The following is a 15,854-nucleotide window of genomic DNA, read 5'->3' on the forward strand; positions in this document are numbered from 1 at the left end:
AGCATAACTCATCTTTCTTGAAACATAATAAATATGGTTATGCCACTACCTTTAGGAGGGGATTCAAAATGATGCAAAATCAACAGGGGATTATGCACCAAAATATGCATACAGGAAATGTTCCTCAACAATTAAATCACGGCGGTCATGAAGTGTTTGATGTCCATGAAGTGTTATCAGGAGCAATTGGGGCAATGGATCAATATATGTTACTACGTCCACATGTAAAAGATCCAGAATTACTCGATATTCTGGATCGCCAATATCAATTTATGCAGGATGAATATAACATTACGGTCGAATGTTTCAAATCTGGACAGAATCCTTCTAAACCAACCCAGAGCTATAAAATGACTCAAGGAAATGATTTTGTTTATGGGTTAAAACCATCCCAGCCGAAAAAGCCTGCGCAATCCGTTTCTGAGCTTACGGATGCGTGCGTTTCCAGCATGATGCTTGGCTGTGTAAAATCAGGGGCATCGATGAAGACAATGGCCGCTTTAGAAGTGACCAACCCGGTTGTTCGACGGGTGTTAGCAGACTCGGTTCCGAATTGCATTGAAATGGCCTATGAAATCTCGATTTATCAAAATAAACATCACTATTATCAGGTTCCACAGTTGGCCCAACAGGATATGAATCAACTGCTAAATGCCTTCGCCCCTGCGCAGGGAATGCCGCAGATGAACAATATGAATATGAATAACATGAATCATTAGCATAAAGTCCGATTAAGAAAAAAGCTATCCTTCCCTGTAAAAAGAGGGAGGATAGCTTTTTGTCCAAATATAAGAAAAAACCAGCATCTCTGCTGATCTTTTCTTTCCACTATGTAGTGGAGACGGTGGGACGTGCTCTTCCATGCTTTCGTCATGGCACTGACTATATCTTGAACCTGTCATCAAACAGGTCCTCTGGCGTCTTATGCGAATCATATATTTGCCTCTTCAAGGCGGGATTTCGCATCCTAGTACTACCATTTCTATGGCAGCCTATAAGTCGATACACGGCTGTTGGATTACTCCACATACCGCTCGGCATTGCCCTATCACATTGAAGTGACTTAGGTTTCACCGATAAAGCCAGATTTTCACTCGTGTGTTACCACACAAGGCGACTAATAACTAATCGAACCCACGTCCAAAGATATCGCCACTTAAGCTTCTACGAGTGTAGTCGATATATTGGTGTTTCGCTGAGGCCATATGCCTATCGACCGGCGTCCGGTCAGCTAGCCTGGTTGTTCTCTTCCTTCATCCTCAGGCGGTGGAATCCGGCGTAGCCCACTTAGAGTGAGTCCCTTACCCTACCACATGGGCAATGGAGGGAGGAACCGCTATGCAGTATTAAGCTGCGAAAGCGAGGTTGTTGTTAGTTTTGCCAGTTATGGCTTTGACGTTTTAACGAGGCCGATCCCCTCGACTCGCGACCTAAGCTCAAACTACCCCTGTCGAATCCGTAGCGTCCCCATAATAAAAGGAGCTGCAATCTAATTAAAGATTAAAGCTGTAGACGTTAGGATGCTCAGACAATTGTCCTTGAGCAAAGTATCTCATCGCTAACTTAGCGACAAACTTATTATAACATACTGTCCGCATTTTTCAATTGTAAGTAACTGTAAAATAATTTCCAGTTCACTCCGATTACATCTTCTGACGATCGCGGAAAGCTCGTTCAATTTCACGCTTGGCCTCTTTTTGCTTCAAGGATTCCCGCTTATCGTAATTCTTCTTCCCTTTCGCAAGCCCAATTAACACTTTGCAAAAACCATTTTTTAAGTAAAGCTTTAATGGAACAAGCGCATAACCTGCTTCTTTTGTTTCACCGATTAGTTTATTAATTTCGCGCTTATGGAGTAATAGCTTTCGGGTTCGTAACGGGTCATGATTGAAAATGTTCCCTTGTTCATACGGACTGACATGCATTCCGAAAAGTATGGCTTCCCCATTTTGAATCCGTGCATAGGCATCCTTAAGATTCACTTTTCCCCCACGAATTGACTTAATCTCGGTCCCCTGCAGGACAATTCCCGCTTCATAGGTTTCTTCGATAAAATAATCATGGTAAGCTTTTTTGTTTTGCGCAACGACTTTTCCTTCACCTTTTGGCATAAGATTCACCTCTACTTATGGCATTAATTGTAGCAGAAATCAAATTCCATAACAATTAAACTTAGTGATATCTCAATGATTTTGGCCAAAAGAATCCCTAAAAAGATCACGCGCAAATCGATCTCACTTTAATAAATTCTCCATCATGCTGGCAAATGGTTTAAAAAGGACTGTTAACCAATCTAGTGGATTAGGCAACCTCATACCCAGAGCTTGTGCAATACTTAGCACGGTTCCAAATAGCAGGAGAATAGAAAAAAACCATAGCTCTTTTTTTAATTTTTTTCTCAACAAATGAGGTACATCAATCGCAATAATTACAGCGGAAATAACTAAGATGCCTGCAACAGCCACTAGGTCGTCAACTCCTTACTCCATTTTAGTTAATTAAAGGCACTAGATTTTATCTTGAGGGGGTTTTGGTGCCGAATTATGTTCTCGGCTTATATTTTTTTGACTGATAAGACGCGGGCGTGAAAACATCCCCCACCATGGTACACGGATAATCGTATCCTTTAAGTCTTGGGGGATTAATGGACCCAAAGGACTCATATATGGAATCCCAAAAGAACGCAGGCTGCACATATGAAGGATAAGTGATATTAATCCGACAAGTATACCGACTAAACCGAATGAAGCAGCAAGCCCCATCATGGGGAACCGAAGGACTCGCAGTGACATGGACATGGCCACGGAAGGAAGTATAAAGCTGGAAATCGCTGTGATTGCCACAACAATGACCATGGCAGCCGAAACGATTCCAGCCTCAACTGCTGCAGTACCAATGACTAATGTGCCTACTATAGAAATTGCTGAGCCTATAGCCCTTGGCATTCGTAAACCAGCTTCCCGTAAAATTTCAAATGCTACCTCCATCATTAGAGCCTCAATAAATGCTGGGAAGGGTACACCCTCGCGTTGGGCAGCAAGATTAATCAACAGTTCGGTGGGTATCATTTCCTGATGATATGTAGTAATAGCTATATATAAAGATGGTGCCAAAAGTGCGATCATGATACTAAAAAAGCGAAGCATTCGAATAAGAGTACTTATATCGGCACGCTGATAATAGTCTTCTGCCACTTGTAAAAAAGAAACGAACAGTGCTGGAACAATCAACACATTCGGTGACCCATCCACTATTATGGCGACTTTTCCTTCTAGGAGGTCAGCAGAAATCACATCAGGCCGTTCTGAATAATAGATAGTTGGAAACGGACTGTAGGTTTTATCTTGAATTAATTCCTCAATATAACCACTTTCCAATATGCCATCAATGTCAATCCGGTCTAGACGCTCGTGAACTTCCTGGACCACCTTTTCATTTGCAATTCCATTGATATACATAATTGCGACATCTGTTTTGGTCATTTCCCCAATGTTCTTTGTAGCCATCCATAGATTCGGTGATTTTATCTTTCGGCGAATTAATGCCGTATTCGTTCGGATGCACTCCGTGAAGCCTTCCTTTGGTCCCCGAACGACCGTTTCAGAGGTGGCCTCAGTTACACTCCGTTCTTTCCAGCCACGCACACTGATGATGAATCCTTGAGAGTGTCCGTCTAATAAGAGAATAAGATCCCCTGATAATAATGAATTGAAAAGAGAGCTGTACTCCGTAACATCCTTTATTGAACCAACTGTGAGAATTTGTTCCTTTAATACTTTTAATAAATTCATTGTTGGAGAAGGGGATAAATCAGTTTCGAAATCGATTTCTAACATTATCGGTTCTAGAACAAAATGTTGAATGGCATCCGTATCTGCTAATCCATCCGTATAGAAAATGCCTGCTTTAACAGATTCCTCTTTCCCAATCTGTATTTCCCTAAACACGATGTCGTTGCTATTTCCGAGTATTTTTTGTACATAGTTTTTGTTTTCTTCAAGACTATGTTTTAAATAGTTATTTTCTTTCTTTGTACCTTGATCATCTTTCTCTAACTTGAACAGGTCAAAGCTGTTTTTAATTTTCGGTTTCTTAAATAAACTCATCAACTGCCCCCCTCTCAGTACCGCAAGAATTCGGATACTGCTGTATGATCAAACAAAATTACTTTATGTCTTTGACAAATGAATTTCCACTTGTTCCGATACCACGGATTTTTCCATCTATTTTAATATTTACCTTCAAGTCCTCGAATTTTTTATCCCAATCTATTTTTAGTTTTTCCCATGCATTGGGATCCGCCCTATGAATCGCTTCTCCAAATCCAAAAATGTCAACTTTATTTTTTTCTTGAACTTGTTTTATGGCCGTTTGAATCATTTTTTTCGTTCCAGTTTCGTAGATTTTCTCTAACTGACGAATCGATTTTGATTTTTTCAAGTCAATACCGCATTGTACTTCAGCTACTTTGCCATCCACACGCACATTTACATCAATTTCAGGTTTTCCATTTCGTATTTTCCCCTTCACTTTCGATTCTGAATCCGTTATTTGAAAAACGAATTTCCCGCCATTCGGACATGGAACAGCCCCAACAGAACCTTGTTCAAGATTGGTAACAATCGTATACGTTTTACTTTGAACTTCATTTAACCAACCTATTAATTTATCCCCATCAAAAACCGCTAATTCTTGAAAAAACAACCTAGCAGGCGGATTGATTGTTTCTACATTTTGGTTGCTGGCGGAAGTTCCATTTTCGCCTTCTAACTTTATATGGATACCAGTTAACACCGCCTGTTTCCCTTCACTTACCATATTTGCAATTAGTTCATCTAACGTCACATATCTAGTTGCGGACCATGCTTTTGCTGAGACTTCAAGAGTATTAAACATTTTATTGGCCGGTATTCTGACTAAAGATGTTTGCACCTTTAGTACATCTTCTGCCATCCGTCCCTTAGCTACAGCAATGTAAAAATCTGATCGCATTTCCCAATCTCTTGAAAGGAGATCTAATGGTTTTCCGATCCCTTCTTTTGCTAATTCCTCTCCAATCACCAGGATTCGGAGATGTGAAGGATAAATTCTCCTTGGAGCTTCTTTGGTCATTTTTCGAAATGCCTCTAGTAGGGTTTTTCCCTTAGCTTGAAAGATGATTACCGGTGCATTTCCTCTTGCTTTATCAGTAATTTCCCCTGGATTCACTACTTGGGCAGTTACAAGATATTGTCCATCTGTACTGCGATCGATTCCCATAGCCAGAGTTATAGCAAGTTCATTTAATTCTCGTCGATTCCAACAGCCTGTAGTGAGTAATAAAATTGCAATCAATAAAAAAAAAATTTTTATTCTCTGTGTCATGGATTACGACCCTCTCCATTTATTTAAACATTCTATAATGGAAAACGTTTATTGGATAATTCCCCAATATCATTATCTACGATTTCTATCAGAGAATAATATTTCCATTTTTTGAAGAAAATATAAACTGACAATTATCTATTTTTTTTAACCAGATTAAATAAATGAAAAGGATAAAAAACAATGCAGAAGGACGGTAAAATATCGGTTGCTCAATTTACAATATTAGTCATACTAGTAACAATCGGAAGTACGATCTTAAATGCACCGGAAAGATTAATTTCTTATGCAAGACAAGATGCGTGGATTTCCGTTATTCTTGGCATCATAATTGGATTATTGATTATGTGGTTGTATCACACCCTTGGAGTTCGTTTTCCCAATATGACGCTAGTCGAAATGAATGAAAGACTGTTAGGAAAATGGTTAGGCAAAATCGTTTCTCTCTTTATCAGTTGCAGCTTGTTCCTTTCTGCAGCTACACTGCTATTTTTTTTAGGAGAGTTTCTGACCGCACAATTTATACCGGAGACCCCTATTGAGGTGATTCATATTCTCTTCATATTAATTGTCATTCAAGGGGTACGTCTGGGCATAGAAACAATAGCACGTGCTGGAGAAATAATATTTCCGTGGTTTATAATGATTTTTACTATTTTTTTCCTTTTTCTTTCACCGAAAGTTGAAGTTCAGAATATTCAGCCTGTACTAGAGACTGGGATAAAACCCATCCTATCAGCTACTTTAACGTATTTAGAATTTTCCTCCCTATCGCTAATCTGTCTGCTAATGGTTTTTCCTGCTTTTATTAATCAACCTAAACGGTCCTTTAAGGCTTTTTTTCTCGGGAATTTAATTGGAGGGATTTTTCTATTATTCATTACTCTTTTTAGTATTTTAGTTCTTGGGGTGGACAATTCTGTAAGGCTTTTGTATCCAAGTTATGCACTAGCTAGGAAAATAAATGTAGGGGGATTTGTTCAACGATTAGAAGCAATGCTTGCCATACTATGGTTCGTTTCACTTTATTTCAAAATGACTATTTATTTTTTTGGGTCTGTCGTTGGATTTGCCCAAATTTTAAATTTAAAAGATTACAGACCGCTGACATTACCTTTAGGCATGATTTTAGTTGTCCTTTCTTTGATCATATTCCCAAATGTCACCTACTCTGAGTCAGATACAGGTATGCATGTTTGGATTCCACTTATGCTGACAATCGGCCTTTTTTTACCATTATCCTTATTATGTGTGGATTTCATTCGAAAAAGAATCGTCAGTAAAATTACAGTAAAAAATTAGGACGCAGATAAAAGAAAAACACACGAGAAACGTGTGTTTCAGATTGTAGACAAAAGGCATTCGATGAGCTTAATCGAATGCCTTTTTATGGTTTTTTTGCTCGTAAGAGCAAAATTTTGACCTTTCCTATACCTATATCTAGGCCATTTCTGGACTTTTCCATGTCCAGTTGGCCATCTTTTTCAAATTCATGGCAGCAAAAGTAAGCATCGCTTGCATGGACAATTTTTTTAGGCCTCTTAAGGTTGTCCAACGCATACCATGCTTTTCTTTAGCATCCGCAAAGACACGTTCAATTGTTTCTTTACGTTTTGCATAAATGCTTTTATTCTCTTGTGTATGACGAAGATGGTCGGCTTCTTCTATGTAATGTTCCCATACATGCCGCTCAATCAATTTTTTATGATCTTTACTTTGCGTGCATTCGGAAAGTAATGGGCAACTTTTACAATTAAGAGGATTTGAAAAGTATTGACGCTTTCCATTCTTCGTCGTCGTTGCATATCTCAGAATTTGTCCTTCCGGACAAATATAACAATCGTAGTATTCATCATAAACATACTCATGTTTTTTCATATAACCATCCTTTGTACGTGGACGTGTATATGGTAAAGCAGGAGTCATATCATTTTCAAATACGAATTGAGCAATAGCAGGTGTTTTGTATCCAGCATCAGCAGCAACAGCTTCAGGTTTCCCGTGTTTTTCGATGATTTTCTCAAGTAGTGGCTCGAATATGACGCTATCATGGATATTCCCTGGAGTTACAATTGTGCCAAGGACAAAACCATTTCGATCTGAAGCCGCATGAAATGAGTATGCGAATTGTTTAGTTCGCTCGTCCTTTACGTAATAACCACTTTCTGGGTCAGTAGTACTTTCTTTAATTTCTTTTAATTCCTCTTTATCGAATTTATCTGGAGGAAATGGATTTTTTCCGTGATCTTCGCGGTCTTTATTAATCTCGTCTTGTAAACGTGCTTCATAAGCTTTCGATTCTTTTCGGACAACTTTCTTCTCGAATTTGCGCTTATTCGCACTAGCCTTAACGTGTGTGGAATCAATAAATACGTGTTCGCTACTAATCAATTTCTTGTCAGAGGCTTCCTTCAAAATACGGTAAAAAATCTGTTCAAACAAATCTGTATCCTTAAAGCGCCGCTCGTAGTTTTTACCGAATGTTGAAAAGTGTGGTACCTTGTCATTAAAACCAAAGCCAAGAAACCAACGATATGCCATATTAGTTTCGATTTCCCCAATGGTTTGCCGCATGGAGCGTATACCGAAGGTATATTGGATGAAAGTCATCTTAATCAATACTACGGGATCGATACTAGGGCGTCCCCGTTCAGATGAATACAAATCTTGAACGAGTGAGTAAATAAATGAAAAATCAATTGCAGCTTCAATCTTTCGAACTAAATGATTCGCAGGTACAAGCTGATCTAAAGCTATCATTTCTATTTGGTCACGATTCATCTGTGTATTTTTAGTTAACATTTCATCCACCTCATTTATATGTCTGTATCTTAATTATACAAAGGGCTGATATAAAGGTCATTAATGATTTTATAACCCTGTTGATTGGAGTGGAAGGCGGCGAAGACTCCTGCGGGAGTACGGGACAGGGGAGACCCCGCAGACGCTGAAAGCGTCGAGGAGGCTCCCCGAACCGCCCGCGGAAAGCGAAGCCGCCTGGAACGGAAATCAACAGACTAGTTTAATGTAGCCAAACAAAAAAGACTGTCGATATAAAACCCGAAATCCTTCGGATTTGTCGACAGTCTGAAACACACGAGAAACGTGTGTTTTTCTTCTTCGAATATAAACAAAAAGTTAAAACGTAATACTTATTTGTTTTTCCGCTTATTACTTTTATTTTTTGGCACATTATCATAAAATTTACGTTTTTTCTTTGCTTTATTGCTTTGGCCGTTGCCGCCTTCAGACTTAGCGCTGCCGCCTTGACCACGTCCGCCGCTCTGCTGTTTATTTCTCCGTGGTTTCTTGGATTCGCTGCCCGTACTGAAAACCCTTGGCGTGTCAACACGTTCCCGGCGTGTTCCTTTCATGCCGACAATTTCAAAATCGATGGAGCGTTCATCTTTATTTACCTTAACCACCCGGACGGTAATCTCGTCACCAATTCGGAAGACGTTTCCTGTCCGCTCGCCAATCATCGCAAAATGACGCTCGTCAAAACGATAATAATCATCAGTCATATAGCTGACATGAACGAGACCTTCAATCGTATTTGGCAGCTCCACAAACATTCCGAAATTCGTTACAGAGCTAATAATCCCATCATATTCAACGCCAATTTTGTCCTCCATATACTCCGCTTTCTTCAATTCATCGGTTTCCCGCTCAGCATCAACTGCGCGGCGCTCCATTTTTGAAGAATGATCAGCGATCTCTGGCAAGCGTACATTCCATTTCTCCTGTGTGGTCGAATCCAGCTTTCCTTCAATTAAATAGGTACGAATTAAGCGATGAACGATCGTATCCGGATAGCGACGGATTGGTGAAGTGAAATGAGTATAGAACTCGGTTGATAATCCGAAATGACCAAGGCTCTCCGGATCGTATTTTGCCTGTTGCATTGACCGCAGCATGACAGTTGAAATTACCATTTCCTCCGGTTTTCCTTGAACTTCTTCAATAATTTCTTGAAGGGCTCTTGGGTGCACATCATTGGCAGTACCTTTTACAATATAGCCGAAGTTCGTGATGAACTCAAAAAATCTCCGCAACTTATCTTCTTTTGGATCTTCGTGAATACGGTAGATAAAGGGAACTTCCATCCAGTGAAAATGCTCAGCCACCGTTTCGTTCGCTGCAAGCATAAACTCTTCGATTAATCTTTCCGCTACAGACCGTTCGCGAAGAACGACATCGATCGGCTTGCTTTCCTCATCTACAAGTACCTTTGATTCTTTAAAATCAAAGTCAATCGCGCCACGCTTCATCCGCTTGTTTCGTAGGATGGCAGCCAACTCTTCCATCATTTCAAACATAGGCACGAGTGGTTCATACCTGGCACGGGTTTCTTCATCATGTTCAGCCAAAATGAGATTCACATCATGATAGGTCATCCGCTCGGTTGTTTTAATCACAGATTGGAAAATTTCATGCGAAACAACGGCGCCCTCCGAGGTAATCTCCATTTCACAGGATAGAACGAGCCGGTCCACTTTTGGATTTAACGAGCAGATTCCATTTGATAAACGATGCGGAATCATCGGGATTACGCGGTCCACTAAGTACACACTAGTTGCCCGTTCTTCCGCTTCTAGATCGATCGGAGTGCCTTCTTTTACATAATAGCTGACGTCCGCAATGTGAACACCGAGCTTATAATTGCCGTTTTCAAGCTTAGTAACAGTTACCGCATCATCAAGGTCCTTAGCGTCCGCCCCGTCAATCGTCACAATGGTTTCGTTCCTTAAGTCGCGGCGATTGGCCAATTCACTTTCATCGATGGTGTCAGGCACCTCGTTTGCTTGTCTTAACACTTCATCCGGAAAGGACATTGGTAACCCGTGCTTATGTATGACTGAAAGGATGTCCACGCCCGGATCGTTTTTGTGGCCGAGGACGGTAATCACTTCGCCCTCAGCACTCTTCCGTCCTTCTGGATAGGTGATTAGCTTAACAACCACTTTATGCCCTTCGACTGCACCTTTGGAGGCTGCCTTTGGGATAAAGATATCACTAGCAAACTTCTTATCATCTGGAATGACAAAGCCAAAGCTTTTGCTTTCCACATAGGTTCCCACAATTTGCTGTACACCGCGTTCAATGATCCGGATAATACTTCCTTCCCGGCGCTGCCCCGTGCTTTCAGAGGAGACACGAGCTAAGACTATATCCCCGTGCATCGCGGTGTTTGTTTCATTTGGCGGAATGAAAATATCATCCATTCCCGGTTCATCTGGCGCGACAAAGGCAAACCCTTTGGCATGACCGATCAGCTTGCCGCGAATTAAGTTCATTTTCTCTGGAAGTCCGTAGCGGTTACTGCGCGTTCTCACCACTAGGCCCTTTTCTTCCATTTGCACCAATGCTTTTACAAATTCCTTAAAATCACTGGAGTCTTGGATACCAAAGGCAGTTTCCAGCTCTTGAACGGTTAATGGCTTGTACGCTTCATCCTTCATGTATTGTAATACCTTGTCTATATGCTTTTGTATATTATCTTCCAAACTAATCCTCCTTTGTAGTTTCCGAGTTAATCGTGCCAGTCTAACTTTTCTAAAAAGCTATACACATCCTCATGTAATTGCTCACGCTCTTTGTCGAGTGTGATGACATGACCGGATTCTTCATACCATTTTAATTCCTTTATGACTGATTCGATTTCGTTGTAAATAATGTTCGCACTTTCCGTGTTAATCATCTTGTCATGACGTGCCTGCACAACAAATGTGGGTGCATATATCATATCCACATTTTCACGCACATCTGCGATCAATGCCTGTAAGGCCTTTAATGTTTTCATTGGTGTTTTCTTAAACTCGTTCATTTCCATTTCGATTTGCTCGTTTGATTTTCCTTCACGATTTTTAAATTCACGAGCATATTCAAGAATTCCCTCGTACATGACCTCTTCGCTTTTTATATGCATCGGTGCACACATTGGTATAATTGCTTTTATAGGTACAGTGTATCCCAATTTCAACGAAAATACGCCACCTAGTGATAATCCTGCCACAGCAATTTCGGAGTGACCTTTATTTTTCAAAAATTCATAGCCATTGATAACATCTTGCCACCAATCTTCAGGACCCGTATGAACAAGCTCTTCGGGCGGTACCCCGTGGCCTTTGTAGTGCGGGGCATGGCAGGTATAACCTTTTTTCTCTAAAAAACGGCCCAGCATCCGGACATCCGCTGAGTTTCCGGTAAAGCCATGTAAAAGAAGAACAGCCCTTTTTCCTCCTTCAAATGTAAATGGCTTCGGTATAGTTACTTTCATGATATAAAAACTCCCTTAATTTCATTTCACTTTAGTTTAGTTTTAACAAAGCAATGGTGAACATTCCAGAAATATGGCTCACGCTTTTGATAATAATTTTTTCAACAAACAAAAAACCTGACCACTCGGACCAGGTTTGTGTGTGAATGATTAAATTTTAAAGTAAGTCACTGCCATAGCAAGCAAGATAAACAAGATTGCTAAGACAACCGTAATACGATGGAGAATCAAATCAAGTCCGCGTGCTTTCTGCTTACCAAATAAAGATTCTGCACCACCAGAAATGGCACCAGACAATCCAGCACTTTTACCAGATTGAAGTAAAACAACACCAATAAGTCCAATACTTACGATCACTAATAAGATTACTAAAAATGTATGCATAAAGGCCACCTCCTGTTAGTCGCACAATTCACAGTATATTAAATTTATCATATTTTGTCGCTTTAGACAATAGTCCTTGTTGTGACATTCACGCCCTCATAAAATAAAAAAGAGCACATCCAAAAATGTGCTCCTTCTTATATCATCAAATTATTTGCTTAAGTTGTAGAATGTTTTCTTGCCAAGGTATTGAGCTGTTTCACCTAATTGATCTTCAATGCGAAGCAATTGGTTGTATTTTGCAACGCGGTCGGTACGAGATGGTGCACCAGTTTTGATTTGACCAGCGTTAGTTGCAACAGCGATATCAGCAATCGTGTTGTCTTCTGTTTCACCTGACCGGTGAGAGATAACCGCTGTGTAACCAGCGCGTTTTGCCATTTCAATCGCATCAAATGTTTCAGTAAGTGTACCAATTTGGTTCACTTTGATAAGGATGGAGTTACCAATTCCTTTTTCAATACCTTCAGCAAGTTTGCGAGTATTAGTAACGAATAAATCATCACCAACTAATTGAACTTTTTTGCCAAGGCGTTCTGTTAAAAGTTTGTGGCCTTCCCAGTCATTTTCATCTAAACCGTCTTCGATTGACACGATTGGGTATTTAGAAGAAAGTTCTTCGTACCAGTCAACCATTTCTGCAGATGTCTTCACAACACCTTCGCCAGCAAGATGGTATTTACCGTCTTCTTTGTTGTAGAACTCAGAAGATGCAGCATCCATCGCAAGCATTACTTCTTCACCTGGCTTGTAACCAGCTTTTTCGATTGCTTCAACAATGGTTTGAAGAGCTTCTTCGTTTGATCCTAAGTTAGGAGCAAAACCGCCTTCGTCCCCAACTGCAGTGTTAAGGCCTTTGCCTTTAAGAACAGATTTTAATGTATGGAAAATTTCTGCGCCCATACGAAGTGCTTCTTTGAAGTTTGGAGCGCCAACAGGCATAATCATGAATTCTTGAATATCCACGTTGTTATCCGCATGCTCTCCGCCATTCACGATGTTCATCATTGGAACTGGAAGTTGCTTAGAGTTGAATCCGCCAAGGTATTGGTATAAAGGAATATCTAAGTAATTTGCTGCTGCATGAGCAACCGCCATAGATACACCTAGAATTGCGTTTGCACCTAATTTACCTTTGTTATCTGTTCCATCAAGCTCGATTAATGCTTGGTCAATAGATACTTGATCTAAAACGCTGAATTCTTCGCCAACAAGATGTGGAGCGATAATTTCGTTTACGTTGTCTACAGCTTTAATAACACCTTTTCCAAGGTAACGTTCTTTGTCTCCATCACGTAGTTCCACTGCTTCATATTCACCAGTAGAAGCACCACTTGGAACCATAGCGCGGCCAAAGGCACCTGATTCTGTAAATACTTCAACTTCAACAGTAGGGTTACCGCGGGAATCTAATACTTCGCGAGCGTATACGTCTGCAATAAATGGCATGTAAAATCTCTCCTTAATAATTAGGTTATTTTAATAATGATGTACCAGTCATTTCAGCTGGCTTTTCAACACCCAATAAGTCTAACATAGTTGGCGCTAAATCCCCAAGAATTCCTCCTTCACGGAGTTGAATTCCTTGTTTTGTCACAATTACCGGCACTGGGTTTGTTGTATGTGCTGTCATTGGTTCGCCTTCTAGTGTAATTACTTCATCGGCATTTCCATGGTCAGCGGTAATAATAGCAGAACCGCCTTTTTCTAGAATTAAATCAACGATTTTTCCTAAGCATTCATCGACCGTCTCAATCGCTTTAATGGTAGGCTCAAGCATACCTGAATGCCCGACCATGTCAGGGTTCGCGAAATTTAGTAAAATCGCATCAAATTTATCTGCTTGAATTTCTTTTAAAAGTGCATCCGTTACTTCGTACGCACTCATTTCAGGCTGAAGATCGTAGGTTGCCACTTTCGGCGAGTTGATTAAAATCCGCTCTTCGCCTGGGAACTTTTCTTCACGGCCGCCGCTCATAAAGAAGGTAACATGTGGATATTTTTCTGTTTCAGCAATTCTTAATTGCTTCAAGTTGTTTTGTGCTAATACTTCACCAATGGTGTTATCTAAATTGGTTGGTTTGAAAGCAACATATCCATCGACCGATTCACTGAAGTGAGTTAAACACACGAAGAACAAATCCTTCGGATGCTTTGGCCCACGGTCAAAGGACCGGAAATCATCATTCGTAAATGTATTCGAAATTTGAATAGCACGGTCTGGACGGAAGTTATAGAAAATAACCGCATCATTTTCTTGAATTGTAGCAACAGGCTGTCCATCTTCTTTTGTAATCACAGATGGAATCACGAATTCGTCAAAGATTCCATGAGAATAAGAATCTTCCACAACATCTAAAGGATTTGTATAGGTTGGGCCCTCGCCATAGACCATCGAACGGTACGATTTTTCGACACGCTCCCAACGCTTATCACGGTCCATAGAGTAGTATCTCCCTGAAATCGTTGCGAATTCACCCACACCGTATTCTTTCATTTTGTCCAATGTCTCTTGGATGTATTTCGTCGCTGTTTTCGGACCAACGTCACGGCCGTCAAGGAAAGCATGCACATACACCTTTTCCACGCCTTCTTCTTTTGCCAGCTTTAGTAAGGCAAACATATGCTGAATATGGCTGTGGACACCGCCGTCTGACAGTAATCCGAATAAATGAAGGGCTGTGCCATTTTTCTTGACATGCTCCATCGCGCCTGTAAAGGTTTCATTTTTTTCAAATTCACCTTCACGAATCGCAATGTTTACACGAGTTAAACTTTGGTACACAATACGTCCTGCACCAATGTTTAAGTGTCCAACCTCAGAGTTACCCATTTGTCCTTCAGGAAGACCCACAGCCTCCCCAGACGCTGTTAAATGAGAATGTGGATACTCGCTCCAAAACCGGTCAAAATTAGGCTTTTTTGACTGGGCAACCGCATTCCCTTTTGTTTCGCCCCTGCATCCAAAACCATCAAGGATGATCAGAGCAACGGGAGATTTACTCATAGCTGCCTGCCTCCAATAGTTGTAAGAAGGATTGTGCTTCAAGGCTTGCTCCGCCTACTAATGCACCATCGATATCTGGTTGTGCCATGTATTCTTTAATATTCTCTGGTTTTACACTGCCGCCATACTGAATTCTTACCGCATCAGCGACGTCTTGTGAGAATTGCCCGGCAACAACCTGACGGATATGTGCACATACTTCGTTCGCATCGGCTGAAGTAGAAGATTTACCTGTTCCAATCGCCCAAATTGGTTCGTAGGCGATGACGGTTTGTTTGACTTGCTCAGCTGATAAGCCTTGAAGGGCTTTTGCCACTTGATCGCCAACTAATTGATTGGTTTCACCATTTTCACGCTGCTCTAATGTTTCACCACAGCATACGATTGGAGTTAAGTTGTATTTAAAGGCAGCAAGTGCTTTCTTGTTTACTGTTTCATCTGTTTCATTGAACATTTCACGGCGTTCTGAATGTCCGATGATTACATATTGAACAGCAAGGTCAGCAAGTGCTTTCGGGCTGATTTCGCCTGTGAATGCTCCGCTTTCTTCAAAGTGCATGTTTTGAGCACCAATTTTAACATTGGTTCCTTCGGTTACTTCTACTAGACTTTGTAAAAATAATGCTGGTGCACAGATTACAGAGTCCATTTTTTCTGGGGCAGGTACTAGTCCTTTTACTTCTTCTGCAAAGCTTTTTGCTTCTGAAAGTGTTTTGTTCATTTTCCAGTTTCCTGCAATAATTGGTTTACGCATACTGGCACATCCTTCCATAGTTTAGGTTATTAAACTTGGCTGCTGATTTGCGCTCCAAGCACGTG

13 protein-coding genes and 1 other RNA gene are annotated in these 15,854 nt (G+C 40.7%); 2 read left to right on the forward strand and 12 right to left on the reverse strand.

Going from position 1 to position 15,854, the window contains the following annotated elements; translation table 11 throughout:
- Window positions 1–71 precede the first annotated feature (71 nt).
- Window positions 72–719, forward strand: a complete 648-nt coding sequence (locus tag ACE198_RS08490; protein WP_375375304.1) for a spore coat protein — start codon at window positions 72–74, stop codon at window positions 717–719.
- A gap of 406 nt (window positions 720–1,125) precedes the next feature.
- Here the strand turns inward: ACE198_RS08490 and ssrA are convergent.
- The 5 genes from ssrA to ACE198_RS08515 form a co-directional block, all read right to left on the reverse strand.
- Window positions 1,126–1,461: a transfer-messenger RNA gene (ssrA, locus tag ACE198_RS08495) on the reverse strand.
- Between the two features lie 182 nt (window positions 1,462–1,643).
- Window positions 1,644–2,111 (reverse strand): SsrA-binding protein SmpB, encoded by a 468-nt coding sequence (smpB, locus tag ACE198_RS08500; protein ID WP_026567812.1) that lies wholly within the window; start codon window positions 2,109–2,111, stop codon window positions 1,644–1,646.
- A gap of 123 nt (window positions 2,112–2,234) precedes the next feature.
- Window positions 2,235–2,465 carry a hypothetical protein gene (locus tag ACE198_RS08505; protein WP_375375221.1) on the reverse strand — a complete coding sequence of 77 codons (231 nt, stop codon included), beginning with the start codon at window positions 2,463–2,465 and terminating at the stop codon, window positions 2,235–2,237.
- A gap of 42 nt (window positions 2,466–2,507) precedes the next feature.
- Window positions 2,508–4,106: a spore germination protein gene (locus ACE198_RS08510; protein WP_375375222.1), complete on the reverse strand. Its 1,599-nt coding sequence runs from the start codon at window positions 4,104–4,106 to the stop codon at window positions 2,508–2,510.
- A gap of 58 nt (window positions 4,107–4,164) precedes the next feature.
- On the reverse strand, window positions 4,165–5,364 hold the full coding sequence (locus tag ACE198_RS08515; protein ID WP_098572336.1) for a Ger(x)C family spore germination protein: 1,200 nt from the start codon (window positions 5,362–5,364) through the stop codon (window positions 4,165–4,167).
- A 183-nt stretch (window positions 5,365–5,547) separates the two neighbouring features.
- Between ACE198_RS08515 and ACE198_RS08520 the strand changes: the two genes are divergently transcribed.
- Window positions 5,548–6,666, forward strand: a complete 1,119-nt coding sequence (locus tag ACE198_RS08520; protein WP_375375223.1) for a GerAB/ArcD/ProY family transporter — start codon at window positions 5,548–5,550, stop codon at window positions 6,664–6,666.
- Between the two features lie 138 nt (window positions 6,667–6,804).
- Here the strand turns inward: ACE198_RS08520 and ACE198_RS08525 are convergent, their stop codons facing one another.
- The 7 genes from ACE198_RS08525 to tpiA all read right to left on the reverse strand — a co-directional run bounded on the left by ACE198_RS08525 (window position 6,805) and on the right by tpiA (window position 15,789).
- Window positions 6,805–8,166: an IS1182 family transposase gene (locus tag ACE198_RS08525; RefSeq protein ID WP_375375224.1), complete on the reverse strand. Its 1,362-nt coding sequence runs from the start codon at window positions 8,164–8,166 to the stop codon at window positions 6,805–6,807.
- Between the two features lie 350 nt (window positions 8,167–8,516).
- Complete coding sequence (gene rnr, locus ACE198_RS08530) at window positions 8,517–10,871, reverse strand: ribonuclease R (RefSeq protein ID WP_375375225.1); 2,355 nt, start codon at window positions 10,869–10,871, stop codon at window positions 8,517–8,519.
- Between the two features lie 26 nt (window positions 10,872–10,897).
- Window positions 10,898–11,644 carry an alpha/beta hydrolase gene (locus ACE198_RS08535; RefSeq protein WP_375375226.1) on the reverse strand — a complete coding sequence of 249 codons (747 nt, stop codon included), beginning with the start codon at window positions 11,642–11,644 and terminating at the stop codon, window positions 10,898–10,900.
- Between the two features lie 150 nt (window positions 11,645–11,794).
- Window positions 11,795–12,028 carry a preprotein translocase subunit SecG gene (gene secG / locus ACE198_RS08540; RefSeq protein WP_098572332.1) on the reverse strand — a complete coding sequence of 78 codons (234 nt, stop codon included), beginning with the start codon at window positions 12,026–12,028 and terminating at the stop codon, window positions 11,795–11,797.
- A gap of 150 nt (window positions 12,029–12,178) precedes the next feature.
- Window positions 12,179–13,477 (reverse strand): phosphopyruvate hydratase, encoded by a 1,299-nt coding sequence (gene eno / locus ACE198_RS08545; protein WP_098572331.1) that lies wholly within the window; start codon window positions 13,475–13,477, stop codon window positions 12,179–12,181.
- Between the two features lie 25 nt (window positions 13,478–13,502).
- Window positions 13,503–15,035 carry a 2,3-bisphosphoglycerate-independent phosphoglycerate mutase gene (gpmI, locus tag ACE198_RS08550; protein ID WP_375375227.1) on the reverse strand — a complete coding sequence of 511 codons (1,533 nt, stop codon included), beginning with the start codon at window positions 15,033–15,035 and terminating at the stop codon, window positions 13,503–13,505.
- On the reverse strand, window positions 15,028–15,789 hold the full coding sequence (tpiA, locus tag ACE198_RS08555) for a triose-phosphate isomerase (RefSeq protein ID WP_098572329.1): 762 nt from the start codon (window positions 15,787–15,789) through the stop codon (window positions 15,028–15,030). The genes gpmI and tpiA overlap by 8 nt, the downstream gene beginning before the upstream one ends.
- Window positions 15,790–15,854 lie beyond the last annotated feature (65 nt).

Origin of the sequence: Neobacillus sp. KR4-4 (assembly GCF_042136325.1) — a bacterium.
In the GTDB taxonomy this organism is placed as follows: Bacteria; Bacillota; Bacilli; order Bacillales; family Cytobacillaceae; genus Neobacillus.

Excerpts from the sequence above, each read along its gene's own strand:
- ACE198_RS08490 (WP_375375304.1), top strand. The coding sequence starts at position 72 with ATGCAAAATCAACAGGGGATTATGCACCAAAATATGCATACAGGAAAT.
- smpB (WP_026567812.1), bottom strand. The coding sequence starts at position 2,111 with ATGCCAAAAGGTGAAGGAAAAGTCGTTGCGCAAAACAAAAAAGCTTAC.
- ACE198_RS08510 (WP_375375222.1), bottom strand. The coding sequence starts at position 4,106 with ATGAGTTTATTTAAGAAACCGAAAATTAAAAACAGCTTTGACCTGTTC.
- ACE198_RS08515 (WP_098572336.1), bottom strand. The coding sequence starts at position 5,364 with ATGACACAGAGAATAAAAATTTTTTTTTTATTGATTGCAATTTTATTA.
- ACE198_RS08520 (WP_375375223.1), top strand. The coding sequence starts at position 5,548 with ATGCAGAAGGACGGTAAAATATCGGTTGCTCAATTTACAATATTAGTC.
- ACE198_RS08525 (WP_375375224.1), bottom strand. The coding sequence starts at position 8,166 with ATGTTAACTAAAAATACACAGATGAATCGTGACCAAATAGAAATGATA.
- ACE198_RS08535 (WP_375375226.1), bottom strand. The coding sequence starts at position 11,644 with ATGAAAGTAACTATACCGAAGCCATTTACATTTGAAGGAGGAAAAAGG.
- secG (WP_098572332.1), bottom strand. The coding sequence starts at position 12,028 with ATGCATACATTTTTAGTAATCTTATTAGTGATCGTAAGTATTGGACTT.
- eno (WP_098572331.1), bottom strand. The coding sequence starts at position 13,477 with ATGCCATTTATTGCAGACGTATACGCTCGCGAAGTATTAGATTCCCGC.
- gpmI (WP_375375227.1), bottom strand. The coding sequence starts at position 15,035 with ATGAGTAAATCTCCCGTTGCTCTGATCATCCTTGATGGTTTTGGATGC.
- tpiA (WP_098572329.1), bottom strand. The coding sequence starts at position 15,789 with ATGCGTAAACCAATTATTGCAGGAAACTGGAAAATGAACAAAACACTT.